This is a genomic window from Pseudomonas sp. Irchel s3h9 (genome assembly GCF_900187475.1).
In the GTDB taxonomy this organism is placed as follows: domain Bacteria; phylum Pseudomonadota; class Gammaproteobacteria; order Pseudomonadales; family Pseudomonadaceae; genus Aquipseudomonas; species Aquipseudomonas neuropathica.
In genome coordinates, this window is the sequence record NZ_FYDH01000025.1 from 1 (window position 1) to 24,178 (window position 24,178).

Annotated in this window: 21 protein-coding genes; 4 read left to right on the forward strand and 17 right to left on the reverse strand. The window is 60.2% G+C overall.

Annotation, left to right across the window (positions count from 1 at the left end; genetic code table 11):
- Positions 1-451: 451 nt before the first annotated feature.
- The 7 genes from CKW26_RS28455 to CKW26_RS28485 form a co-directional block, all read right to left on the reverse strand.
- Positions 452-820: a glyoxalase superfamily protein gene (locus CKW26_RS28455; protein WP_095051026.1), complete on the reverse strand. Its 369-nt coding sequence runs from the start codon at positions 818-820 to the stop codon at positions 452-454.
- Positions 821-1,018: 198 nt separating this feature from the next.
- Complete coding sequence (locus CKW26_RS28460) at positions 1,019-2,476, reverse strand: amidohydrolase family protein (protein ID WP_095051027.1); 1,458 nt, start codon at positions 2,474-2,476, stop codon at positions 1,019-1,021.
- A 1-nt stretch (position 2,477) separates the two neighbouring features.
- Positions 2,478-3,338 (reverse strand): MurR/RpiR family transcriptional regulator, encoded by an 861-nt coding sequence (locus CKW26_RS28465; RefSeq protein ID WP_095051028.1) that lies wholly within the window; start codon positions 3,336-3,338, stop codon positions 2,478-2,480.
- Between the two features lie 16 nt (positions 3,339-3,354).
- Positions 3,355-4,704, reverse strand: a complete 1,350-nt coding sequence (locus CKW26_RS28470) for a GntP family permease (RefSeq protein WP_095051052.1) — start codon at positions 4,702-4,704, stop codon at positions 3,355-3,357.
- Between the two features lie 338 nt (positions 4,705-5,042).
- Positions 5,043-5,936 carry an NAD-dependent epimerase/dehydratase family protein gene (locus CKW26_RS28475; RefSeq protein ID WP_095051029.1) on the reverse strand — a complete coding sequence of 298 codons (894 nt, stop codon included), beginning with the start codon at positions 5,934-5,936 and terminating at the stop codon, positions 5,043-5,045.
- A gap of 103 nt (positions 5,937-6,039) precedes the next feature.
- A complete protein-coding gene (locus CKW26_RS28480) occupies positions 6,040-6,951 on the reverse strand; it encodes a LysR family transcriptional regulator (protein WP_095051030.1) in 912 nt (303 codons plus the stop codon).
- A gap of 124 nt (positions 6,952-7,075) precedes the next feature.
- Positions 7,076-7,666 carry an NAD(P)H-dependent oxidoreductase gene (locus CKW26_RS28485; RefSeq protein WP_095051031.1) on the reverse strand — a complete coding sequence of 197 codons (591 nt, stop codon included), beginning with the start codon at positions 7,664-7,666 and terminating at the stop codon, positions 7,076-7,078.
- Between the two features lie 184 nt (positions 7,667-7,850).
- Between CKW26_RS28485 and CKW26_RS28490 the strand changes: the two genes are divergently transcribed.
- The gene (locus CKW26_RS28490; RefSeq protein WP_095051032.1) at positions 7,851-8,165 is read left to right on the forward strand and encodes a putative quinol monooxygenase; all 315 of its coding nucleotides are present in this window, start codon (positions 7,851-7,853) and stop codon (positions 8,163-8,165) included.
- On the opposite strand, the gene CKW26_RS28495 is transcribed toward CKW26_RS28490, so the two are convergent.
- Positions 8,155-8,919, reverse strand: a complete 765-nt coding sequence (locus CKW26_RS28495; RefSeq protein ID WP_095051033.1) for a sulfite exporter TauE/SafE family protein — start codon at positions 8,917-8,919, stop codon at positions 8,155-8,157. The genes CKW26_RS28490 and CKW26_RS28495 overlap by 11 nt on opposite strands.
- 233 nt (positions 8,920-9,152) lie before the next feature.
- On the opposite strand from CKW26_RS28495, the gene CKW26_RS28500 reads away from it, so the two are divergent.
- The 3 genes from CKW26_RS28500 (at position 9,153) to CKW26_RS28510 (ending at position 11,275) form a co-directional block, all read left to right on the forward strand.
- Complete coding sequence (locus tag CKW26_RS28500; RefSeq protein ID WP_093442329.1) at positions 9,153-10,034, forward strand: LysR substrate-binding domain-containing protein; 882 nt, start codon at positions 9,153-9,155, stop codon at positions 10,032-10,034.
- Positions 10,035-10,089: 55 nt separating this feature from the next.
- Complete coding sequence (locus CKW26_RS28505) at positions 10,090-10,665, forward strand: NAD(P)H-dependent oxidoreductase (RefSeq protein ID WP_095051034.1); 576 nt, start codon at positions 10,090-10,092, stop codon at positions 10,663-10,665.
- Between the two features lie 199 nt (positions 10,666-10,864).
- On the forward strand, positions 10,865-11,275 hold the full coding sequence (locus CKW26_RS28510; RefSeq protein WP_034154373.1) for a MerR family transcriptional regulator: 411 nt from the start codon (positions 10,865-10,867) through the stop codon (positions 11,273-11,275).
- Between the two features lie 69 nt (positions 11,276-11,344).
- On the opposite strand, the gene CKW26_RS28515 is transcribed toward CKW26_RS28510, so the two are convergent.
- From CKW26_RS28515 to CKW26_RS28555, 9 genes are all read right to left on the reverse strand, one after another.
- Entirely contained in the window at positions 11,345-13,960 is a 2,616-nt protein-coding gene (locus CKW26_RS28515; protein ID WP_095051053.1) for an RND family transporter, read from the reverse strand.
- 33 nt (positions 13,961-13,993) lie between these two features.
- Positions 13,994-14,830, reverse strand: a complete 837-nt coding sequence (locus CKW26_RS28520; RefSeq protein ID WP_093442334.1) for an outer membrane lipoprotein-sorting protein — start codon at positions 14,828-14,830, stop codon at positions 13,994-13,996.
- A 57-nt stretch (positions 14,831-14,887) separates the two neighbouring features.
- Complete coding sequence (locus CKW26_RS28525; protein WP_371857766.1) at positions 14,888-16,120, reverse strand: DUF1302 family protein; 1,233 nt, start codon at positions 16,118-16,120, stop codon at positions 14,888-14,890.
- Between the two features lie 68 nt (positions 16,121-16,188).
- A complete protein-coding gene (locus CKW26_RS28530; RefSeq protein WP_095051036.1) occupies positions 16,189-16,953 on the reverse strand; it encodes an SDR family NAD(P)-dependent oxidoreductase in 765 nt (254 codons plus the stop codon).
- On the reverse strand, positions 16,950-17,687 hold the full coding sequence (locus CKW26_RS28535; protein WP_095051037.1) for a 3-oxoacyl-ACP reductase family protein: 738 nt from the start codon (positions 17,685-17,687) through the stop codon (positions 16,950-16,952). Before CKW26_RS28535 ends, CKW26_RS28530 begins: the two co-directional genes overlap by 4 nt.
- Positions 17,688-17,696: 9 nt before the next feature.
- Positions 17,697-20,567, reverse strand: a complete 2,871-nt coding sequence (locus tag CKW26_RS28540; RefSeq protein ID WP_095051038.1) for an aminotransferase class III-fold pyridoxal phosphate-dependent enzyme — start codon at positions 20,565-20,567, stop codon at positions 17,697-17,699.
- 54 nt (positions 20,568-20,621) lie between these two features.
- On the reverse strand, positions 20,622-21,830 hold the full coding sequence (locus CKW26_RS28545; RefSeq protein ID WP_095051039.1) for a beta-ketoacyl synthase N-terminal-like domain-containing protein: 1,209 nt from the start codon (positions 21,828-21,830) through the stop codon (positions 20,622-20,624).
- Complete coding sequence (locus CKW26_RS28550; RefSeq protein ID WP_095051040.1) at positions 21,827-23,122, reverse strand: beta-ketoacyl synthase; 1,296 nt, start codon at positions 23,120-23,122, stop codon at positions 21,827-21,829. Before CKW26_RS28550 ends, CKW26_RS28545 begins: the two co-directional genes overlap by 4 nt.
- Positions 23,119-24,177, reverse strand: a complete 1,059-nt coding sequence (locus CKW26_RS28555; protein WP_095051041.1) for a beta-ketoacyl synthase — start codon at positions 24,175-24,177, stop codon at positions 23,119-23,121. The genes CKW26_RS28550 and CKW26_RS28555 overlap by 4 nt, the downstream gene beginning before the upstream one ends.
- Position 24,178 lies beyond the last annotated feature (1 nt).

Sequence of the window (24,178 nt, forward strand, 5' to 3'; positions counted from 1 at the left end):
GGCATCCACGATGTCTACTGGAGTAGACATCGTATCGCCCGAATCGACTTGAACTTGCAGATCGTGACGGCAGGTAAGAAGATCTAAAACCGTCCACCATGTCTCCGAACATGTGTCCACCATGTCTCCGGTACATACACCCGGAGGGAGAGGGGGCCGAACGGGGGATCTTGATTAGATACGCCGACCTGAAAGTGCTGCCGTGAATCCACAATCGCTGCAGATTTTTCAGGTCGATGTATAGCGCCAGACAACTCGGTCAGTCCCCTCTCCCTCTGGGAGAGGGCTAGGGTGAGGGGGCAACAGTGGGATGTTCGCTAAATACACCGACCTGAAAGTGCTGCTGTGAATCCATAATCGCTGCAGATCTTTCAGGTCGGTGCATAGCGCCAGACAACTCGGTCAGTCCCCTCTCCCCCCGGGAGAGGGTTAGGGTGAGGGGCTGTTCAGCTCAGAGACAAATCGCATTGGTAAACACCAGCCGATTACCAAACGGATCAACGATCGTCATGTCCTGGCTCCCCCACGGCATCGCCTGAATACCCGGGTGGGAGAACTTGTAATCCTTGGCCACCAACTGCTGCTGAAACGCCTCCAGCTCATCCGTCTCGATACGCAGCGCCGAACCCGGCGTCGCATCGCCATGGTGCTCGGACAGGTGCAGCACACACTCGCCACGGGACACCTGCAGATACAACGGGAAGTTCGCCTCGAAACGGTGCTGCCAGTCGATCTTGAAGCCGAGGAAGTCGACGTAGAATTCTACGGCTTTGGCTTCATCGAAGATCCGCAGGATCGGGGTGGTTTTGCCGAAGCTCATGGGGTGCTCCCTGACTGATTAGCCCGACAGTGTAGACGGGGTGGATGTCAGCAATTCGGCCTGTTGATGACTTTCTTTAATCTCAGAGTGCCACTATGAGACGTGAGTCAAAAGATCGCAGCCTTCGGCAGCTCCTACAGGTATATGCGTTCCACTATAGGAGCTGCCGAAGGCTGCGATCTTTTGGCGCCATCAGAATCAATGAAACCCTTGGCGCAAATCACCTTCGCGTGCCAGAAAACGCCCTTCTCTCCTGCCATTCGCCTGTCCATCGCGGTAACTCAACACGCCATTGATCCAAACCCCATCAATCCCCTGCGCAGCCCGTTGCGGATCACTGAAGTCCGCGACATCACGCACGGTCGCCGGATCGAACAACACCAGATCCGCCCAATAGCCTTCACGAATCTCGCCGCGCTCCTTCAAACCAAACCGCGCCGCCGACAGCCCAGTCATCTTGTGTACGGCCGTGTGCAGCGGAAACAGCCCGACATCACGACTGAAATGGCCCAACACCCGTGGGAAAGCCCCCCACAGGCGCGGATGGGGGAACGGATCTTCGGGCAGTCCGTCAGACCCGATCATCGATAACGGGTGGGCGAGGATTCTTCGTACATCCGCCTCGTCCATGCCGTAGTACACCGCGCCGGCCGGTTGCAGGCGTTTGGCGGCATCGAGCAGCGGCAGATTCCATTCGGCAGCGATGTCGATCAGGTCGCGACCGCTGACTTCCGGGTGCGGCGTCGACCAAGTTATGGTGATGCGATGCGCATCGGTGACTTGCTTCAAATCCAGTGTCGATGAACTCGCCGCATACGGGTAGCAATCGCAGCCGACCGGGTGAGTTTTGGCGACCTCTTCCAACGACGCGAGCAGTTGCGGACTGCGCCCCCAGTTACCGACGCCGGCACATTTGAGGTGGGAAATGATCACCGGCGAACGCGAATGACGGCCGATGCTGAACGCTTCTTCCATCGCTTCCAAAACCGGGGCGAATTCGCTGCGCAGGTGCGTGGTGTACACCGCGCCGAATGCCGTCAGTTCTTCGGTCAGTTGCATCACTTCATCGGTGGAGGCGTTGTAGGCGCTGGCGTACGCCAGACCTGTGGATAAACCCAACGCACCAGCCTCAAGGCTTTCGCGTAACTGTTCGCGCATCGCCGCGATTTCTTCTGGCGTCGCGGTACGGAACAAATCATCCAGATGATTGCTGCGCAGCGCCGTGTGGCCGATCAGTGCCGCCACGTTCAGCGTGGTATTGGCCGCTTCCACCGCCGCGCGGTAATCGCTGAAGCGTGGATAAACGAATGCCGCCGCTGTACCGAGCAGGTTCATCGGGTCGGGCGGATTGCCCTTCAATGTCACGGGCGAAGCGCTGATCCCGCAGTTGCCGACAATCACCGTGGTCACGCCCTGGCTGAGCTTGGGCAGCATCTCTGGCTGACGAATCACCATAGTGTCGTCGTGGGTGTGCACGTCGATGAAGCCCGGCGCCAGCACGCGACCGGCGGCGTCGATTTCTTCGGTTGCAGTGGCGTCGTGCAAGTCACCGATACGCTCGATGCGGCCCTCACGAATCGCCACGTCGGCGCGGTAACCGGGCATGTTGCTGCCATCGATGATCAGGGCGTTGCGAATCAGCGTGTCGTACAGCATGTCAGTCTCCCAGCGGCAGGTGATCGTCGCCGCCACGGTATTCGTCGAGGGCGAGTTTGATCCGCCGCAGACGCTCTTGATTGTCTTCAGGATTGGCCAGTGCCAGCTCGGTCGCCAGCACATCGATGGCGAGCAGCATGCCGTAGCGGGCCGCCGTCGGTTTGTAGATGAACGAGGTTTCTGCGCCTTGCAGCGGCAGGACGATGTCGGCCAGTTCTGCCAGTGGCGAGTCGGCGCGGGTGATCGCCAGAATGCGCGCGCCGTAGTTGCGCGCCAGCTCGACAGTCTCGAGCAATTCCGGGGTGATGCCGGTCAGCGAGCAGACGATGAGCACTTGCTCGGCGTTCAGGCTGGCGGCGGTGACGCGCATCATCACCGCGTCATGGCACACGGCAATCGGGTAGCCGAGGCGCACCAGGCGTACCTGCAATTCGTCGCTGCACAGGGTGGAGCAACCGCCCATGCCGAAGGCGTGAATCATCCGCGCCTGACCGAGCATTTTCACCGCATCGGCAAAGCGCGATTCGTCGAATCCGGCCAGATGCTGGCGCAGCGTGGTTTCGATATCGCCGACGATCTGCCCGTAAAACGCCGACTGCTCAGGCGTGCCCGCCGGGTCGAGAAAACGGCTGCCAACGCCGCTGGCCTGAGCCAGTTGCAGGCGCAGATCACGCAGGTCGCGGCAGCCCACGGTGCGGGCAAAACGCGACAGCGTGGCCGTGCTGACTTCGGCACGTTGCGCGAGGTCTTCGAGGCTGGTGCTCGCGGCGAAGCCAACGTCGTCGAGCATCAGCCGGGCGATGCGCCCTTCGCCGGCACTGAAGGAATCCTGGCGGGCGCGGATCTGGTAGAGGATGTCCATGGGCGGCGTGCTCCGGTTACAGCAGGTAAGAAAGGCCGACGGTCAGACCAAAAGCGACCAGCGAGATCAACGTCTCGAGCACGGTCCAGGTCTTGAACGTCTGCGCGACCGTCATGTTGAAGTATTCCTTGATCAACCAGAAGCCGCCGTCGTTGACGTGGGAAAAGATAACCGAGCCAGCGCCGGTCGCCAGCACCAACAGTTCAGGGTGTGGATAACCCAGACCAATGGCCACTGGTGCGACCACGCCGGACGCGGTGGTCATGGCCACGGTCGCGGAACCGGTGGCGACGCGCATCAACGCCGCGAACAACCAGCCCATGATCAGCGGCGACAGGTGGAATTCGTGGGCGAGACCGACAATCTGATCGGTGACGCCCGCGTCGACCAGAATGCGGTTCAAGCCACCGCCAGCGCCCACCAGCAGGGTGATACTGGCGGTCGGCGCCAGACATTCGTTGGTGAATTTGAGGATCGATTCACGGTTGAAGCCCTGGGCGATGCCCAGCGTCCAGAAGCTCAGCAAGGTCGCCAGCAGCAGCGCAATCACCGAGTTGCCGATGAACAACAGAAACTGATTGAAACCGCTGCCTGGGGTAGAAATCAGATTGGCCCAACCGCCGATCAACATCAGCACCACGGGCAACAGAATGGTCGCCATGGTGATGCCGAAACCCGGCAGTTTGTCGCGGGGTTCGCGGTCGAGAAATTGTTTTTCCAGCGGGTTATCTGCCGGCAGTTGAATGCGCGGCACGATGAATTTGGCGTACAGCGGCCCGGCAATGATCGCGGTGGGAATGCCGATGGCAATCGCATACAGCAAGGTCTGCCCGACCGACGCCTGATAGGCCTGCACCGCGAGCATCGCCGCCGGGTGCGGCGGCACCAGCGCATGCACCACCGACAGGCCGGCGACCATCGGCAAACCGACCATCAGAATCGACACGCCGACGCGCCGTGCCACGGTAAACGCAATCGGCACCAGCAAGACGAAACCGACTTCGAAGAACAGCGGCAGACCGACCAGAAAAGCGATGCAGACCATCGCCCAATGCGCGTTCTTCTCGCCAAACTTGTCGATCAGCGTACGCGCCATCTGCTCGGCGCCACCGGACTCGGCCATCATCTTGCCAAGCATCGTCCCCAGCGCGACCACCAGCGCAATATGCCCCAGCGTCTTGCCCACCCCGGCCTCATACGCCCCTACCACACCCGACGGCGGCATCCCCGCCACCAGTGCCAGGCCGATGGAAATCAGGGTGATGACAATGAACGGGTTGAGCCGGTAACGGGCAATCAACACGATCAGCGCAATGATGGCGACGGCGGCATAGACCAGCAGCCAATAGCCGAAGGAAGGCGTCATGCGGTACTCCTCGAAAGGGTCACGTTCGAATGGGTTGTGAAACTCATAAATCATTTCGAGATCGAGATTTCAAACCACATGAAAGTAATTTTCGTGGAGAGGCAAGGCGTGTCGCTAACGGATATGTCTTGTCGTGATTAATGAAAATTTCGGGGCGGGATTTACATACTTTTTCGGTGAACGAGAAACCAATGTGGGAGCGAGCCTGCTCGCGAAGGCGGCTTCACATTCAACATCTTTGCCGACTGATCCACCGCTTTCGCGAGCAGGCTCACTCCCACAGTTTTGATCGCATTCCTCCAGACAGGATGCACAACCTGTGGGACGTAGCGTACGGATCACACCATTTCGTTACGAATCCATTCAACCACCGACGTGCGCTTTGGTGCCCACCCCAGCAGTTCGCGAGCGTGTTTGCCGCGTACGCGGCTGTTGGAGCCGAGGCCGTAATTGGCCATTTCGTAGCCCCATTCGGCTTCGGCGTCTTTAAGTGGCCAGTCTTGTGGTTGACCCAGGTTCAGGGCTTCGGCCATGGCGGTGGTCATGTCGATGAACGATGCTTCGCCGCTTTCGACGAAGTAGAAAGTACCCGGTACGTTCTTGGTCAGCGCCAGCAGGTACAGGGCGACGACGTCTTCGATGTGCACGTTGGACCAGATGTTCTGGCCGGTGCCGACGTGGCGCACCACGCCGCTTTTACGCGCCTGTTTGAGCAGACGCGGCAGTTGCACGCTGTCGCGGATAACGCCCAGGCTGTGGCCGTAGATCAGCGTGTTGCAGATCACCGCCGAGTTCACGCCGTCCTGCGCCGCTGCGAGGATCAGGTTATCGATTGCCACGCGCGCAGCTTTGTCGACAGTCGGCTCTGGCAAGTTGTCTTCGTAGTAGATGACATCGCTGGACTTGCCGCCCGATGCATCGCCGACGATGCTCGAACCGCTGGTGTGCAGGAACACTTTGTTGGAACCGCGCAAAGCATCGAGCAATGCTTCGACGGCGCCGCGATGGTCGCTGCTGGCGGCGTTGATTACTGCGTTGGCAGCACGGGCCTGTTCGGCGAGCAATGCTTTGTCGTCGAGGGTGCCGATGACCGGGGTCATGCCCAGTGCCTTGAGCTCAGCCGCTTGTTCAGGGTTGCGCACCAGACCGGTGACTTGATGCCCGGCCTTGACCAGACCGCTAGCGATGGAGCCGCCGATAAAACCGGCAGCGCCGGTGACGAATACGTTCATGGAGAAACTCCCTGCGTGAATAAGTGATGGGACGAGTATCGGCCTGTGGATCCGAGGGAAAAACCCGCCCTCGACCAATTCACTCTTGCGCAGAGGTCACGAATCAGCCCTTGAAATCGGCGCTGGCGTAAGCGGCGAGTTTGCTCTGGATAAAGTCGAGGAAGCACTGAATGCGCAGCGCCAGTTGCGAGTTTCGGTAGTACACGGCGTTGATCGGCTGGCGATAACCGCTGTTGAATTCAGCGAGCAAGACTTTCAGGCGCCCGGCACGAATGTCGTCGATGGTCATGAAGTGCGACAAGCAAGCGATGCCCTGCCCTTCCAGCGCCAGATGCCGCACGGTCTCGCCGCTGGAGGCGCTGATGGCCGGGGTGATTGGCCAGCGATCGCCGTGCACATAGCGCAGCGGCCATTGGTTGAGGCCTTCGTTCTGAGTGAAGCCGAGCAAGGTGTGTTCGCTCAAGTCCGCGACTTGCTGCGGCGCGCCATATTTTTTCAGGTAGGCGGGACTGGCGACGATCAGCAGCGGACTGCAACCGAGCGAGCGCGCATGCAGCGTCGAGTCAGCGAGGGTGCCGATACGGATGGCGATGTCGGTGCTTTGTTCCAGCAGGTCAATGATCAGGTCATTGCTGTTGAGTTCGAGCTGGATGTCCGGATAGAGACGACGAAACTCGTCGATGTAGGGGACGACTGCGTGGAGCATGAACGGTGACGCGGCGTTGATCCGCAGGCGCCCGGACGGCGTTTGCTGGCGCGAGGACAGGCGTTCTTCGAGTTGATCCATCTGATCGAGAATCAGCTTGGCCTGTTCGAAGAAATACTTGCCCTCTTCGGTCAGATCCATGCGCCGCGTGGTGCGGTTGATCAGCGTGGTGTCGAGCTTGGCTTCCAGCTTCGACAATGTGCGACTGACCGCAGAAGGCGTTTGCCCGACCTGTTCGGCGGCGGCGGAAATCGAACCGCATTCGATCACGCAGACGAAAATCTGCAACTCATCGGATCTGGCTTTCACGGGTGTCCTCTTTGAAATCGCCAAGATCACAGCCTTCGGCAGCTCCTACATGGAAATGGGTTCCTGTAGGAGCTGCCGAAGGCTGCGATCTTTTGCTGTTACCACCGATAGTAGCTTGAAACACTCAAGCCTTGAGGCCAAACACCTCGGTCAGATGCTGCTCATAACGCGCCACATCAGCCTCGATATTCGGCCGCTTCATCACATCCACACAAAGGAACGTCGGCAACCCGGTCATACCGAGAAACTCGTTGGCCTTGTGGAATGGGAAGTACACCGCGTCGACACCTTTGGCCTCAAAGAAATCAGTCGGGTCATCGAAGGCCTGCTGCGGTGCATTCCAGGTCAGCGACAGCATGTATTGCTTGCCCTGAATCAGACCGCCGCTGCCGTACTTCTGCGACGCATCGGAACGGGTGCGGCCATCGCTGGCGTAGAGGCTGCCGTGGCCTTCGGTGAAGACTTCGTCGAGGTACTTTTTCACCGTCCATGGCGCGCCCATCCACCAGCCCGGCATCTGATAAATGATCACGTCGGCCCAGAGAAATTTCGCCACTTCTTCGGCAACGTCGTAGCCCTCGTCGATAAAGGTGGTTTTCACATCGAAACCGCCGCGATCCAGCACGCTCAACGCGGCTTCATGCAGGGTGGCGTTGTAGCGACCGTCAGAGTGGGCGAATTTTTTACCGCCATTGAGCAACAGCACTTTTTTCATGAGAAAGCCTCGGCGCAGCCATTGGGCTGGATGGAGAAGGGAAACTGGAATGGCGGCAGATTAACGATCCGCCTCGCGCGGAATAAGGCCTGATTGCGCAAAATACATTTGATCAGAAAGCACGAATCCATCGCCGATTGTTGCAATAACATCCGCGGCATTCTGAATGTGAGGAGTCGTTGTGATGAGTGAACGCTTGGGTTTTATCCTGCACGCCAAGACCCGCCCGGAACAAGCCGAGGCTTTCGAAGCGCTGTTTCGCGCCTACGTCGAACCGAGCCGCGCCGAGCCAGGTTGCATCGAGTACCACATGCTGCGTGATAAGGAAGATCCGACGCTGTTTATCTTCTACGAGATCTGGGCCTCCCAGGCGCACCTGGACGTGCATTCGAATTTGCCGCACATGAAGGCTTTCTTTGAACAGCGCATGGACTATCTGGAGCGCGATTTCGATATCCGCCAGATCGAAATGCTCAGCGAAGCCTCGGCTAACCGCTGATCAACAAGTGGGCGCCGAGCGCGCCAATACCGACAAAGAACACCCGTTTGAACAACACGGCGCTGATCCGTTCGCGCAGCCATTGGCCCAGCAACATACCGAGAATGGCCGGGATCAGCGCCAGCAGCGAAGCACTCAGTTCGCCGCCACCGAGGGCGCCACGCCAGAGCAATCCAGCGGCCAATGCCAGCGTCGAAACGGTGAATGAAAGGCCCAGTGCCTGCACCAGTTGATCGCGATTCAAGCCCAGCGCTTGCAGGTACGGCACCGCCGGAATCACGAAGACGCCGGTGGCCGAGGTGATGACACCGGTGATCAAACCACACGCCGGCCCCAGCCAACCTTCATGGCGTGGATTGACGCTCAGCGTTGGCAGAAACAAACCGCTCAACGCATAGAGGAACAGGGCCGCGCCGAGCCCGCGCACCACCCAATGCCCGCCCGCCATGCCGATCGATAACGTGCCTATTCCGGTGCCGAGGAAAATCATCAGCAGCATCGGCCAGAGGCGTTTGATCAGTCCTTTCAGATGACCGCCGAAAGCCAGTTGCCAGACATTGGTCAGGGTTGCCGGGATGATCAGCAATGCGGCTGCCTGCGACGGTGCCATAGCCAGACCGAGCAAGCCCATGGCGACGGTAGGCAGGCCGAGGCCGATCACGCCTTTGATCAGGCCGGCGAGCATGAACGTCACGATGACCAGCAGGGACAGGGCTAGACCGAGGTGTTGGTAGAAATCTGTGAGTGTGTGCATGGCGCTACTGTGCGCCAGTCGGGGTTGGCTGAAAATCTGCCATATACTGAGGGTGCCTCTCACTGGACAAGAGGCTGATATTTTTTTGAAGCTGTTGGCCTCATCGCTGGCAAGCCAGCTCCCACAGTATTTTTGTTGTTCACACATTTAGAGATCAACCCTGAAACCTGTGGGAGCTGGCTTGCCAGCGATGGGGCCAGCCCAGACACCACAAAAACCAGAGGCTGCCAATCATGCACTTCGATCTCACCGACCTGCGCCTCTACCTGCACATCCTCGACACCGGCAACATCACCGCTGGCGCCGTCCGCAGCCATTTATCCCTGGCCGCCGCCAGCGCCAGAATCCGCGCAATGGAAGCCTCGCTCGGCATCGATTTCCTCGAACGCGGCCGTCGTGGCGTCACCCCGACGCCGGCCGGTAAAGCGTTGGCCCAGCACGCGCGCATCCTCCTGCAACAGGCCGAACGCCTGCAGCAGGATCTGGCCGACTATGCCCAAGGCGTCAAAGGTCAGGTGCGTTTGCTGTGCAACACCACGGCGATCACCGAATACCTGCCGGAAGTACTCGCGGACTTCCTGCGCGATCATCCCAATCTCGACATCGACTTGCAGGAGTTGCCCAGCGCGCGCATCACCCATGCCTTGCGCCAAGGCGCGGCGGACCTCGGGATCGTCTCCGATGCGGTCGACACCCACGGTCTGCAGACCCGGCCCTTTCGCGACGATCCATTGGTGCTGATCCTGCCCCCTGAGCATGTTTTGGCGAGTCAGGCGTCGTTGACGTTTGGTGAAACCCTGGCGCACGACTATGTTGCGCTTGGCAGCCACAGCGCACTGGCGATTCACCTGGAGGAACAAGCGCTGCACATCGGCCAGCGCATGTCGATCCGGATCCGTGCCGATGGCTTCGAGGGCGTCATGCGCATGGTGGCGCGAGGTGCGGGGCTGGCCATCGTGCCCAAGGTGGCCATCGAGCGCTGGGCGGCGGTGCACTCGGTAACGTGCCGGCCGCTGGACGAAGTCTGGGCGCATCGCACCTTGCAACTGTGTGCGCGGGACTTCGACCACCTGCCCGGTTACGCCCGGGCCTTGTTTGATGCGCTGGTGCCTTGACTCTACCGCTAGGGGCAGACTCTATCCTGCGAGCTTCATTTCAGGAGTACACACAATGAGCAAACGAATGCTCGTGATACTGGGTCACCCCTCCACCGACAGCTTTTGCGGGGCATTGAGTGAGACTTACGTTCAGGCCGCCAAGGACGCCGGGCATGACGTGCGGCTGCTGCGTCTGGATGCGCTGGAGTTCGACCCGGTCCTGCACGAAGGCTACAACAAGGTGCAGCCACTGGAGCCGGACCTGCTGCAAGCCCAGGCCGATATCACCTGGGCCGAGCACCTGACATTCGTCTATCCGATCTGGTGGGGCGGGATTCCGGCACTGTTGAAAGGCTTCGTCGACCGGATTTTCCTGCCGGGTTTCGCCTTCAAATATCGCGAAGGCAAAGCCTTCCCCGACAAGCTGCTCAAGGGCCGTACCGCGCATTTGCTGGTGACCATGGACACGCCGTACTGGTACTACAAATGGATCTATGGGATGCCGGGGCTGAATCAGATGCGCAAGACCACGCTGGAATTCTGCGGCATCAAGCCACTGAAGACGCTGACCTTCGGGCCGATCCTTGGCTCCAAGCCAAACCAGCGCGATGCCTGGCTGGAACAGGCGCGCGTGACCGCCGCCGTCTAAGGCTTTCCTGCCGCCTCAACTGACGGCGCACAAGCCGCCGTCAGTGCCTCTTCGGGCTCCCTTCTCGAGCCCGTCCGTCGCCTGTGCACGTCATTTACGCGCAGTTGCCATTTTCTGATGGTATTGGACATATAATCGCCGCCGATCCGGCATGACGCCTGATCGCGCTACGCTATGTTTGATCATCGAGACGGACCTTATGTATATCGGCAAAGCCGCCCAACTGTCGGGCACCACAGTCAAAAGCATTCGCCATTACGAAGAAATCGGCCTGTTGCCCGAGCCCAAGCGTGAAGGCAAATACCGCATCTACAGCCAGCAAAGTGTCGAGGTGTTGACGTTCATCAAGTGCGCCCAGCAATTGGGCTTCAAGCTCAAAGAGCTGCAGGTGATCCTCAACAACTACCGCGGCGACGAATTCCCGTGGGACATGGCGCAACGAGCCATTGCCGAAAAAAAAGCCGAACTGGTGACCCAGATCGGCGATTTGCAGCAATTGCATGATGGCCTTGAGGCGTTTGAACACAACCTCAACGACGCCCGCCAGGAATGTCAGTTCGAACGCATCGCCCGCTATGGCGAAAAAAACCCGGTCAATACACTGAACTGAAAACCCTGCTGCGCCGCATGACCGGGTTCGCCTGTCGTCTCAGGGCAGGCGCGCCCGGTCGTTGGCGAATCAGCCCGGTACCGCCTCCCCTTCTGTGCGCAGCGCTTGAACCGGCGCATGCACCGGTGCTATCGCCGCAAAGAACCACGGTGACACCAGCGTCACCAGGACAATGGTCATGACTCCGCTGGAAAACAGCGCCATCGCCACCAGTGCACCCAGATCGACAATCGGCTTGAAGTCGGAAAACAGCAGCGCCATGAAGCCCACGGAAAAGATCACCACGTTGATCACCGTCGAGCGGCCGACGCTGTGCATCGCCTGCAAAATGGCCGCGTCGATCTCGATGCCCTGCTGCACCAGCAACTTGATCCGCGACAACAGGTGCACCGCGTAATCCACCACGCCGACCACCAGGAACGTCACCAGCGTCGTGCCGATGTTCAGCTCAATGCCGAACAGGAACATGAAGCCATAGACCGTCACCGAGGTGGTCAGCAAGGTCAGCATGCCCAGCACTCCCAAGCGCACCGATTTGAGCCAGTACATCATCATCAGCGTAACGACCAGCAAGGCCAGGGAAAAACTCAGCACCTGGCCCTGAGTGATTTCCTGCAGGACGCCCGTCCAGATCAACGGCGTGCCGGCGTGGGTCACCTCCAGGTTGGCCGGTTTGTTGACCAGCAACCAGGCATCGAGGCGGTCGAGCATGCCCTGATAGTCGCTGGCGACCGACGAGGTCATGGTGTACAGGGTCAAGGCCTTGGAGAAATCGGCGTTGAGCACGTTGTTCAGGTCCGAACCGCCACCGTTTTCGAACAGCATCACGTGTTGCTCGATCAGCGAATTGCCCGGCACTTCAAACTGCTCGACCTGCCCGTCGTCATTGACCGACGTGACCTTCTCAACGGCATTCGGTACCCGCAGATACTCCGGGTTCATGTCGTTGAGCACCAGGTTCATGCGCTTGACGTAAGTGGCCAGCGAGTAGCCGTAACTGACGTTCGGTTGCTGTTTGATGAAGTGGTCGAGCTTGTCGATGAACTGCACCACTTCGGTGGTCAGCACGCCGCGTGGTTCTTTGCTGTCGATCGCGATCCAGCCCGGCGCCGTGCCCGCTACTTTGGCGTGGTTGATGAACTGATCGGACACGCGAATGTGGCTTTCCGGCTTGAAGTAAGCGATGCCGGAGTCTTCGATATCGACGCGGAAGGTGAACACGGTGGCCAGCGCCAACAGCGGCAGCATGACCATCAGGATCGGTTTGCGAAAGCGGATCATCCAGGCACAGAACGCCACCAGATACCGCGAGATGATCGATTCCTTGTGTACCTCAGCCTTGGCCTGCTGCGGCTGATCCTTGCCCCAGATGGAAATCCACGCCGGAATCAGCAACAGCGAAATGATCAGCGCCGCGGTCAGACCGATCGACATGAACACGCCGAAATTGCGGATGCTGACAATGTTGTTGGTGGTGGAAATCATGAACGTGGCGATGGTCGTCACGGTCGTCAACACCACCGGCACCACCATCAAGCGCTGGGTTTCACGGTTGGCCTCACGATTGCTCTTGCCCGCGTTTTTCTGCTCGTAATATTCAGCCATCACGTGGATCGCATCCGAGCAGCAAATGGTGAACAGGAACACCGGTAGCACACTGGTCAGCAGGTCGAACGGCACCCGCAACAGCGCCATCAGGCCCAAGGTCCAGATGGTGCAGAACAGAATGTTGAACAGCGGCAACAGCACGCCCAGTGGTTTGCGGAAGAAGAAAATCAGCAGCAAGGTAATCAGCAAAAACACGATCGGGAACAGCACGGCCAGGTCGTGATCGATGATTTCCTGTTGCGCGGCGATGAAGATCGGCATGCCGGCAATGAAGATTTCGTCCTTGTACTCCGGGTGTTCGGCCTGATATTGCGCGACGATGCCGCGCACGATCTGATAAGCCCGCAGTTGCGCCTGAGCGTCGTCCTGCTTGGTGCCGAGTTCGGCCACCAGCATCGCGACTTTCTTGTCCTTGGACACCACCCCGTCGACCATCAGTTCGTTGCCCATGATCTGCGACTCGACCAGCGCCGGGTCCATGTCATAAGCATTCAGGGTTTTGTGGATCAACAGCTCGCCGTCGTCGGTCAGGACGATGTTTTCCAGGTCGCCCATCGAGGCCATTTCGCGGATCGGGTTGATCCGCTCGGCGAGAAAGGTCAGGAACAACTGATCATGGGCATCCCAGTTCTGGCTTTGGGCATGATCACGCAATGCCTTGGCGTTGGCGTAATCGTTCTGCGAAAAGCCATCCTCGAGAATATCCCGGGTCAACAACTGCGCACGGCTGTCGCCTGCATGCCGGGCGACGATTTGCGCCAACTGCTCCTTGTCGGCATCGTTGGCCAGAATCATCTTGCGCACCGATTGCGACATCGAAAACAGCGCGTTGAGCGTCGATTTGTTGAACACCGTTTGCGGGTTGTTCAGCGCCACCATGACCGAGTCGAACGTGCCGGTGAACTCACCCTGCAAATCGATGATGGTCTTGCGCGCCGGGTGGCTTTCCTTGAGCAGATAAGGGTTGGTGTCGGACACCAGCGCGCCCAGCGTATAAGTGAAATACGCCGTAATCGCCACCAGCAGGAAAACAATCGCCCGCGCATAGCGCTCGACGAAATTCAGATATCTTTCCATGATCATGCGGTTCCAGGTCGTCGGGGTCGGCGCTTAGCGGGCAGACACGGCAAAGTCCGGCAGGTCACCGGTTTTCAGCCCGCGTTTGATGGCGGTCTGGGTGAAGAGGCGGTCTTCCAGAGAAACGTTGTACTGCAACTGGTTGAAGCGCATTTCCGAACGCGTACCGTCGATGAAGTGCTCGGTTTCACTGAGCACGATGCTGTCGATCGAATCGATGGTCGCGACTTTCTGCGTGCGCATCTGCTTGATCAACACGCCTTTGACGTCGAAGAAATCCTGACGCATGACCAGGAAATTCTGCTTGTCGATCCACACCTTCAGCTTGTTGTAACCGGTCTTGGCCAGCACCTCGGGAGACGCCGGTTCGCGCTCGATCACATAGCAGTCGCGGCCCTTGATCTGTTCTTCGCCGACGAGTTTCTGCGAGTAGTCTTTAACGCGGATCTTGTCCAGATCGGCGTACGAGTACTCGCTGCCCATGAACGAGCCGCGCTTGTCGGTGGTGGAGATGCGGCGGGTCTGGCGGCTGACCGGCAAGTACATCCACTGGCTGTCTTCCAGGCCAAGGGTTTCGTGCGGGTTTTCGATGTGGAAGGCCACGTCACGCACGTCAGTCGGTGCAGAAAAGTACATGCTGAACTTGTCGCTGTCCGGGTAATCCTTTTGCAGATAGGTGAACTCGCGAACCCGGGTATTGCCTTTCTTGTCATGCAGGATCAGCGAGACCTGGGACATGAAGCTGTTCCCGTCATTGCGATCGCGTACCTGACGGATGATCTCATCGGCATTGCCAGCCTCGGCGGCACTGGCGCAGGCGCTACCGAGGATCAGTGCGGCGGTGGTCAGACTTTTCAAAAACGGCAACATAACAACTTCCTTTTCGTTGGATGAGTGCACCTGCGCGAGAGCGGCAGGCGTGATGGGTCAGAACAGATAACCGGCCGACAGCCGTACTTGATCGCGCTTGCTGTACTCGCCGAAAGTCTTCTCGGGCTTGCCGAAGAACACATCCACTTCCAGCCCGAGCTTGATGTAGTCGACCGGTTTGTAGGTGAAGATGCCTTGCAGCAAGGCGTCGTCCTGAAACGGCGGTGAGCCAGCGACCACCAGACGACTCTTGAGGCGGTCTTGCCAATGAGTGCCTTCGGCCGACAGGGTGAACAGCGGTTCGTGTTTGTCCTGCAACATGCCGTCCTGCCAGTCGAGCAGCACTTGTTCCTGCCATTGCGCGGAGATCAGCCAGTCGCGCAACAGGTAGTCGACACCCAGCAGCGACTTGACCATCGGCGTACTGTCGGCACCGTAGGCGCGGGTCGGATTGGTCACGCGCCAGTTGTCGAAATACGCCACCTCGCTGCGCACCACGATGCTGTGCCCGGCGTCGATCGCCAGCCCGGCACCGCCCATGGTGTAACGGGGAAACTGCCGTTCCAGCCGCGTGCGGCCGTCGTCGGCGAGGCCTTCGACCGCGTACACCGGGTCTTGCTGACGGGCGCTCAAGGCGACAAAACTGGTGTCCACCGCACCGATCCGGCCGTTGGCGCTCAGGCCATAGGAATAGCCTTTGTCGCCGTCATAGCCGGGCTTGGAATCGAGCAGGAAATACTGCGGGTCCGGCGTAGCAAACAGTGGCGCGGCAAATTCACTGCCCTCAACCGGCGCCTGGTTTTTCACGAAGTCAGTGATCCACAGCGCCTCCAGTTCCCACTCGCCCACCGGTTGCGCAAAGCGCACCATGGGCACGGCGATGCGGCTGTCTTCCAGCAGCGGCGTCAGACCGTCGCGATAGTCCAGCGGGTTGATCTGATCGAGCACACGCAATTCATCCGCGCGGCCCCAGACCACTTGCTGCCAGCCCACTGTCACCTCTCCGTCACCCAGCGAATGGCCGACGTAGAGGTGCCGCCAATCGGCGTCGAAACGGTATTTGTCGCGTGCACGTTCGCTGTACGGATTGTTGCCGTCGTAGCGCGCGTCGTAACGCACACGGCCCTTGGCCTTGTAGTAACCGCCCTCCCAGTTGTCTTCCAGGTTGGCTTTGAAATACACGGCTTTTTGCGTGATCTGGTCGTCGCCGTGCAGACGCATGGCCGTGGCCACGCCGACTTCACCGTCGGCGTAATCGGGCTTCAGATCAGCGACGGTAAATTCGGCCATCGCGGTGGGCGCAGCCATGCACGCCCATACCGCACACACGATGTGACTGTTGTGAAATCGAGGCATCGCTACATTCCCAACCCGACACCGCCATCGATCACCAGACTCTGCGCGGTCACCCCGCCAGCCTCGGGGCTGGCCAGGTAACGCACCATCGCCGCCACCTCCTCGCTCTGGATGAAACGGCGCATCGGCAGTTTCTTCTTCGCGTTGCGTACGATCTGTTCCTGGGTCAGCCCGGCAATCGCCGCTTGCGTCGCCAGTTCACCCTGCAACATCGGCGTGTCGATCCACGCTGGCAGAATCGCGTTGACGGTGATCTGCCGCGAAGCGAGATCCAGCGCCAGCGCCTTGGTCATGCCGACGATGCCGTGCTTGGAGGCGCAGTACGCGGTGTTGCGCACCTTGCCGGCACGGCCGAGGATCGACGACATGTTGATAATCCGCCCACGGTCAGGCATCAGCGCCAGACACAACGAGGTCACGTAGAACGTGCCATTGAGGTTGACCGAAATCACCTTGTGCCAGTTGTGCAGATCTTCCGGTTCGTTCTCGTTGCAGATGCCGGCGCTGTTGACCAGCACATCAACGTATTCGACTTGCGAACCGAGGGTTTTAAAGAACGCTTGCATGGCCGGCAGGTCGGCAATGTTCGCCGCGTAGGTTTCGACTCGCGCCTTGATCTGCTCCTGTTGTTCATCAACCCAGCGCTGCAGTTCGGCCAGATCGAGATCCAGCAGGATTAGGCGATTGCCGGCGTCGGCGGCAAAATTTTCGGCGACCGCGCGACCGATGCCTTTCGCCGCTCCGGTAATCAGAATCGTCCGGTTCATGGCATTTTCAGCCCGCCGTTAACCGACAGGACCTCCCCGGTCAGGTACAAACCGCGATCGGCGAGGTACAGCACCGCTTCGGCGATTTCTTCCGGTTCGGCGTAGCGTTTGATCAACAGACGCGACTGGATTTCTTCCTCCTGACTGCCAATCAGCGCCGTACTCATCTCGGTCTTGACGATGCCCGGGGCGACCGCGTTGACGCGAATGTTGCGCGGCGCCAGCTCCACCGCCAAGGCACGGGTCAACGATTCGACTCCGCCCTTGGCGGCGGCATAGTTGCTTTGGCCTTTACCGGGTTTCTGCGCCGCCACCGAACTGATGTTGACGATGCAACCGATGCGCTGGCGCAACATGCCCGGCACCACCTGCTGACAGCACAGCATCGTGCCGATCAGGTTGGTCTGGATCACCTCGACCAGGTCGCGCGCCGACATCGTCGCCAGCAAGCCATCACGGGTGATGCCGGCGTTATTGACCAACAGATCGATACGCTGGAAATGCTCCTCGACCCGTTCGAAAAACGCCTTGATGCTGTCGCCGCTGCTGACATCGCACTGCAACGCCAGGCAATCGATGCCCGACGCCTGAACCTCATCGCGCAAAGCCATCGCCGCGACTTCATCGCGCACGTAACTGAACGCGATCTGATAACCCGCCCCGGCCAGGGTCTGGACAATCGCCCGACCGATGCCGCGACTGCCACCGGTCACTACTGCTACTTTATTCGGCATGACCGTTCCTTAAAGCGAGTTGTCGGTTTTGAACTGCGCGAGGCTGAAGCCGTGAGTCGCCGCCAGTGCACGAATCTGCTGCACTTGCTCGCGGCTGATGTCGCCGTAGGAGTAGTGCTGTTTCATACAGGACAGGCCCATCAGCACCGACTCGGCCATGCACGCGTACAACTGACCTTGCTTGAGATAGGCGCGAACGTTTTTCACTAGGCCATCGCCCAGCGGCGTCTGCACGATGCCGCCGTGCATGTAGAGCACGTCGGAGCGCTGACTGGCGAGGTTCTGGTCGACGTTCAGCGGCACGGCGATGTCGCAGATCACGCTGTTTTCGGCGAAGTGCTCGGCAAAGAGAAACGGCTGCGGTGCGTTCGCCGCGCAGAGCACGATGCGTGCCTGTTTCAGCACATCAAGATCGTTGCTGACGGTGATGAAGGCGTTCGCGCCCAAGCGTTCTTCGACCAGTTTCGCTACGCGCAGCCCCAGATCGGCACTGCTGCCGTGGGCCTGCAAGAGTCCATCGATTCCATCAATTTGCTGCAGGCGACGGGCGAGGCGATCGTGTTCGGCGACACCCTTGAGAATCGCGCGGGCGGCTTCGGCGTAAATCTGTTGCGCGGTTTTTTCCAGACGACGCAGGGAACCGTCGCGGCCGCTACCGATGAGGATCAGGTGCTCGACGCTGGTCGACAGCAGCGAGGCGTAGGTCGAGGCGATGTTGCCGGCGGCACCGACCACCGCAGCGGTCTGCTCGCCCAGCTCAAGGCCTTGCTGTTTGCAGCCCTGTTCGATGGCTTCCAGGCCCATGCCGATGGTCAGTGCATTACCGGAAGTCAGCGCCATGTCAGGAATCTGCAGGGCCTGGCAGTTGTTGGTGACGATCGAGGTGTACATGCCCAGCCCGGCGACGGTGTAGCCATCGGCGCGGGCATCCTTGATGCGGTTGCCGACTTCTTCGCGGATGGTTTGCAGATCACCGCTGGCGATGTACGCCGCCATCGCATCGGAATCCATGCACAGCGGGTACAGGGTGAATTCCACGGCGGTGCCGAGTTTCGAGCGAATCTGCACCGGTCCGATTGGCGCGGCACGGCGCTCGGGGGCCATGCGTTTGATGAACTCGCGTTTCTGTTCAGCGCTCAGGGTCGACAGTGAAGGATCGACGTCGCTGAGCATGTCCGAATCAATCAGATGGTTGATGAACGCCACGCGCGCCACCACGCGCACGTTCTCATCAGACTTTGGGAGGCTTTCATCCTCCTTGAAGCTGACCTCGCGGGCCGGCACTTGCGCGATGCTGTCGGCACACACACCAGCCGCCAGCGGGAAGGCATCGCGGCGGCGCAACATGTCGCAGACTTTCTGCAAAGAACCGATCAAGCCGTCGATTTCTTCGAAGGTGATGCACACCGGCGGTTCCAGACGAATCACATTGGCGTTGCTGCCCGACGGCGCCACGCGCAGGGATTCGAATTGCAGCAGGTAGCCGGCGATGATGTAGCCCAGCGCATCGTTGTACTGCGCCGATGCCTGAACCAGTGAGCTGGTGCCGGTCAGGTCGTGTAGTTCGAAGCCCAGCAGCAAGCCACGCCCACGCACATCGGCGATGACGTCCGGATAGGCCGCCTTGAGTTCCAGCAGCGAAGCCTTGAGGTACTCGCCCTTCTTGTTCACGTCCTTGAGCATCGCGCTGTCGTTCTCGAACAGACGGCGCAGGGCCGACAGGGCGATATGACAGGACGCATCATCTTCGGCAAAGGTCGAACTGTGGATGTAGCTGAAATCGTTTTCGTAGTGGCTGGCGCGAATCACCGTCGCGGCGATTTTCATCAGCCCACCGCCCAGCGCTTTCGAAAGGCAGTAGTAATCACCCTGCAAGTTGAAATGGCTGGCGCCAAGCAAGGTGCCGGTGCGGCCGAAACCGGATTGCACTTCATCGATGATCAGCGGGCATTGCTGCTCGTTGCACAGGCGCCGCAGGCCCAGATAGAACTCATTGGCGAACTCGTTGATGCCGCCCTCGCCCTGGATCGGCTCCAGCAATACAGCGGTGATCGCACTGAACGCCTCACGGCGAACCTGCAGGGTTTCGCCGCTCCATTCCAGGCTCAGCCAATGACGGATATGACGGGCCGGCAGCTCTTGCAATTGCAGGGGTTGCTGCGGGTCGATGAACTCGACGTTGAGGCCAAAACGGGCGAACGGCTTGCGGTACTGCTTGCCATAGGTCAACTGAACGGTGTTCACCAGTTTGCCGTGGAAGCTGCCGCGCACAGCGAGGAACACCGGCTCGACATGCAACTGCGCCAGGTTGTGCTGACGCACCGCTTCGGCCACTTGGCGCACGGTGACGCAGGACAGATTCTGCGGCAGCAGGCCGGCGGGCAAATCGAGATCGTCGACGTCCAGCTCGACGTAAGCCTTGTCGCTGGCAACCAGATTGGCGAGGGCGAAATCACGCTCGTCGAATTGCTTCTGCAGGTTTTTCTGACGACGGTATTCGGCGTGCTTGACGGCGATTTCCACCGACTCGGCGCCACTGTTGGAAAAGGTCGAAATGTAGCGTTCGCTGTTGTTCAGCTCACGGTTGAACGCTTCACTGAGTTCACGCCCCAACTGACCAGCCGCACCGCGCACCGACATCTGCGCGTTGAACGGCACATCGGCGCGCAACAGGTCGACGAGTTGATCGACAAATTGCGGATCGTTGTGGCCGTACAGCGCGGCGCCGTAACCGCCGAGGAAGTCGGTAACCGTCACCTCTTCGCCCTGGCGGTCGCGGTAAAACAGTTTGCTGCCCAGCGCTCTGTGGAACTGGCATTCCAGGCCCAGGGCCTGCATCAATTCAACGAATTTCGGTCGTACGTAATCGCGGTAATCCATGACAGTTCTATCCCTTGAGTAAAAAATCAGCTGCGTTTCGTTGCGTGCCGACGGTCAGTCAGCCGCGTGAAATTCGAGTTGGTAACCGGCGCTAAAACCGTTGTCGTCGCGGTTGATGACCAGGCAATCGTGGAGCACGGCATCGCGCGGCCCGCCGATAACGAACGGCAGATGCGCATCCAGCGGTTGCTCCAGGCCACTGACCGGCGGGATGCTCTGCGCCTGCAAAGCCTGCCGGGCAAAGATCAGGTCAACCAGGCTCGGTGCACCACTGAGCATGCCGGTCAGCGGCGTGCTGCTGGTGATGTGCGCGGCGCCGGTTCGCGCCAGCGTGCGGGCCAGATCGGCATCCTTGTGCGGATCGCCAGTGGCGCTGCTGATCAGCAGATCCACCTGTTTGTCGGGCAAGCTCAGCGAGTCCAGACGCGGATGGGCGAACAGTGCTGTCAGGCAAGTTTGCGGCCCTGCCGGCAGGTCATCGGCGCGGCGCAGTACCAGCGCCGCCGCACCTTCGCCAGCAATGCCGCCACGGCCCTGGCGATCAAAGGCACGCAGGCTTGGCGAACCGTCGGTGCTGATCACCCCCGCCTCGGCCAGTGCGGCGAGGGCCAGCGGATCCAGTTCACTGCCCGCGCCCACCACAATGGCCGCATCGATCCGCCCGCTCTGCAACGCCGCGCAGGCTTCGCGCAGCGCCGCCAGATTGCCGGCCACGCCTTGCATGTAGGCGTTGCATTCGCACTCAAGCTTCAAGGCCAGACTGACGACGCCGAGCAAACCGTTGCTCAGGCTCTTGAGCACCAGGAACGGATCGAGTGCACGTTCCTGCAACACGCGTTTGGCCAGACGCTGCATGTCGGCACCGCTCTCGGTCTGACACTCGTGCAACAGTTCGCCGTAAGACGCGAGCGACGGATGGGTGTAACCGCCCTGGCAGCAATAGAGACCAAAACGCACGTTGTCGCGGCCCGGTTCAAGCTCGGCCTCGGCCAACGCCTGGCGCACCGCACTGACGCCCCAGATCACCGCCGGCGGGCAGTAACGTTGGAGGTTTTGCGCAACGTCCTGACGGCTACGTTGATGATCTCGATCAGCGATGTGCCCGAACGCAATGACCCGCTCGCTGTGGAACAACGACGAGTTCAGGGGCGAGATCGCGCTACGCCCTCCGCGGGCCGACGACCAGAAACCCTCAACGCCCCAGCCGGTGGGCAAGACACAGCCGCTGCCGGCGATCGCGACACGTACAGTGGTGTCAGTCATTGTCCCTGCTCCCGATATTTGCCAAGGGCCAGCGAAGTATTGAGGCCACCGAAACCGAAGGAATTGCTCAGCGCGTAATCCACTCGGCGACTGACGGCTTGCCCGGCGCAGTAATCCAGATCGCACTGTTCGTCGGCGTCATGCAGGTTCACTGTTGGCGTGACCAGATCGTTGAGGCAGGCCAACGCGGTGACGATGCATTCCGGTGCGCCAGCGGCTGCGATCAGGTGACCGAACTGTGATTTGTTGGCGCTGACAGCCAAGGCTTGATAGTGCTTGTGTTCGGCGAACACGCTTTTAATCGCCAGGGTTTCGGCCACGTCGTTGAGCGGCGTAGAGGTGCCGTGGGCGTTGATCAGATCGATCTGCTGCGGCCGTAGCCCGGCGTCGTCGAGCGCGGCCTGCATCGCCAGTGCCGCACCGCGTCCTTCCGGCTGCGGTGCGGTGACTTTGTAGGCGTCCAGACTGCTGCCGAAACCCAACACCTCGGCATACGGCGTGGCGCCACGGGCCAAGGCATGTTCGAGGCTTTCCAGCACGACAAAACCACCGCCCTCGCCGGCAATCAGACCGCTGCGGTCACGATCGAACGGACGGCACAGATCCGCGCCCCAGCGCTGCTCGCCCGACGCGGCACCGAGTAGATACAACGCGGCCATGGTGTCGAGGTTGAGCACCGAGTCGGCGCCACCCGCCAGCGCAACGCTGACTTCTCCGCGACGAATCATCTGGAAGGCATTGCCAATGGCTTGTGAAGCACCAGCACAGGCACTGCTGATATTGATCACCGGTCCTTCACAGCCCAGGTCGTCGGCGATTACCCGCGCCAGACGATCGTTGCTCTGGCGCAGTGAGCCATCGGCATTCACTTGCCCGGCCCGTGGCATCAGGTACGACCAACTCGGGGTGCCACCATTCGGGGCTTCGGTCAGCAGCATGTCGGCGAGCATGTGCTGCGGTGCTCCCGAGGCACACAGCACCGCCGCGCCACGCAACTGTTCTGGCTGCAAGCCGCTGTCACCGACTGCCTGCGTGGCAGCCACCCAGCCAAACCGACTGCGCTTTTCCAGCGGCATCGTCCAGGCCGGATGGCTGTGCAGTTTTTCCGGCAACAGGCGCATGTCGACAGGCGCGGCATAACGCACCGCGAACGACGCCTCTTGCAAGTCGTCCGGCTGCCATGGCCGCACGCAATGTTCGGCGCCGAGCATTTTTTCCCAGAGGGTCTGCCATTCGAAACCGAAACCGGTGACGGCGCCCATGCCGGTGATCACAATCCGTGTCGCACTCATGCGTGCTTCTCCATGGTTTCACTGGCCAACAGCAATGCGCCCCAGTGACCGGCGCGAGTGTGGCTGACGAGCAGCGTGTAACCCGGTGCCGCCGCCGTATCACCGCTGAGATGCAAAGTCAGTGCGGCCTCTGTCAGCAAGCCGCTGGCGCCCAGTTCGCCGGTCATGGCGCGGGTACTGCGAATCTCGCGCGGGAAAGCTTCGAGCAACTTCATCACTTGCCCGTCAGCGCAATTGCCGACGATATGCTCGACGTCGCCGACCCGCAGTTTTTCGACGCTCAGGACCTGATCGATGACGCGCCGACCCACCGCCACAGAGCGTTGCGGATCGTTGCTGTAACCGCGGGCAAATCCGGCAATGCGCACGGCGTGTGCCGCACCCGGCGGCGGTGTCGACGCCAGCAACAGCGCGGCGGCGCCCTCACCGAAAATCGCTTCGTTCGCCTGATCGGGCTCGCGCAGATACAGGGCCGGGGTCAGGTTCGGGCTGCTGCTGACCACCAACGCGGCGTCGGCATGTCGCTCGCCAATCTGCTGGCAAGCTTCGATCAGCGCATCCAGCCCGGCGTTGTCCTGAGAACAAAATCCACCCATTGGCCCATGGCAATTCAATGCTTCAGCCACATAGGCCATGACGCTGCTGTTGAGCAGGGTCAGCGCATGCAGGGGCGGTGTGTTGGCCAATAACTGCGCCAGTTGTTTTTGCGGCTGTTCGATGATCGCCTGCACCGCATCCCAGCAAGGACTCGGCGCGTCGACTTCAGGAATGGCCGCTGTCAGGGCAATGCGTGACGCGGGCAATTGCAGCGCCGCCAGCGCTGGCGCAAGCCGTGCAGCACAATGCAACAGCCGTAAGCCCTGCGGTTCGACGCTGCGCTGAATCTTGCGATCAAACAGGTCACTGGCCAGTCGCGGTGTCGGCAAGGCAAACGCCTGACGCTGTGCGTCAAATGCCAGCGGTTGCGCCGCGCAGGGTGTGCCGAGCAAGTCAGCGCATTCACTGCCCGCCACATTCAGCACCGCAGCGGCATTCAGGTAGATGGCTCGGTTCATG

Excerpts from the sequence above, each read along its gene's own strand:
- CKW26_RS28455 (WP_095051026.1), bottom strand. The coding sequence starts at position 820 with ATGAGCTTCGGCAAAACCACCCCGATCCTGCGGATCTTCGATGAAGCC.
- CKW26_RS28460 (WP_095051027.1), bottom strand. The coding sequence starts at position 2,476 with ATGCTGTACGACACGCTGATTCGCAACGCCCTGATCATCGATGGCAGC.
- CKW26_RS28465 (WP_095051028.1), bottom strand. The coding sequence starts at position 3,338 with ATGGACATCCTCTACCAGATCCGCGCCCGCCAGGATTCCTTCAGTGCC.
- CKW26_RS28470 (WP_095051052.1), bottom strand. The coding sequence starts at position 4,704 with ATGACGCCTTCCTTCGGCTATTGGCTGCTGGTCTATGCCGCCGTCGCC.
- CKW26_RS28475 (WP_095051029.1), bottom strand. The coding sequence starts at position 5,936 with ATGAACGTATTCGTCACCGGCGCTGCCGGTTTTATCGGCGGCTCCATC.
- CKW26_RS28485 (WP_095051031.1), bottom strand. The coding sequence starts at position 7,666 with ATGAAAAAAGTGCTGTTGCTCAATGGCGGTAAAAAATTCGCCCACTCT.
- CKW26_RS28490 (WP_095051032.1), top strand. The coding sequence starts at position 7,851 with ATGAGTGAACGCTTGGGTTTTATCCTGCACGCCAAGACCCGCCCGGAA.
- CKW26_RS28495 (WP_095051033.1), bottom strand. The coding sequence starts at position 8,919 with ATGCACACACTCACAGATTTCTACCAACACCTCGGTCTAGCCCTGTCC.
- CKW26_RS28500 (WP_093442329.1), top strand. The coding sequence starts at position 9,153 with ATGCACTTCGATCTCACCGACCTGCGCCTCTACCTGCACATCCTCGAC.
- CKW26_RS28505 (WP_095051034.1), top strand. The coding sequence starts at position 10,090 with ATGAGCAAACGAATGCTCGTGATACTGGGTCACCCCTCCACCGACAGC.
- CKW26_RS28510 (WP_034154373.1), top strand. The coding sequence starts at position 10,865 with ATGTATATCGGCAAAGCCGCCCAACTGTCGGGCACCACAGTCAAAAGC.
- CKW26_RS28515 (WP_095051053.1), bottom strand. The coding sequence starts at position 13,960 with ATGGAAAGATATCTGAATTTCGTCGAGCGCTATGCGCGGGCGATTGTT.
- CKW26_RS28520 (WP_093442334.1), bottom strand. The coding sequence starts at position 14,830 with ATGTTGCCGTTTTTGAAAAGTCTGACCACCGCCGCACTGATCCTCGGT.
- CKW26_RS28525 (WP_371857766.1), bottom strand. The coding sequence starts at position 16,120 with ATGGCCGAATTTACCGTCGCTGATCTGAAGCCCGATTACGCCGACGGT.
- CKW26_RS28530 (WP_095051036.1), bottom strand. The coding sequence starts at position 16,953 with ATGAACCGGACGATTCTGATTACCGGAGCGGCGAAAGGCATCGGTCGC.
- CKW26_RS28535 (WP_095051037.1), bottom strand. The coding sequence starts at position 17,687 with ATGCCGAATAAAGTAGCAGTAGTGACCGGTGGCAGTCGCGGCATCGGT.
- CKW26_RS28540 (WP_095051038.1), bottom strand. The coding sequence starts at position 20,567 with ATGGATTACCGCGATTACGTACGACCGAAATTCGTTGAATTGATGCAG.
- CKW26_RS28545 (WP_095051039.1), bottom strand. The coding sequence starts at position 21,830 with ATGACTGACACCACTGTACGTGTCGCGATCGCCGGCAGCGGCTGTGTC.
- CKW26_RS28550 (WP_095051040.1), bottom strand. The coding sequence starts at position 23,122 with ATGAGTGCGACACGGATTGTGATCACCGGCATGGGCGCCGTCACCGGT.
- CKW26_RS28555 (WP_095051041.1), bottom strand. The coding sequence starts at position 24,177 with ATGAACCGAGCCATCTACCTGAATGCCGCTGCGGTGCTGAATGTGGCG.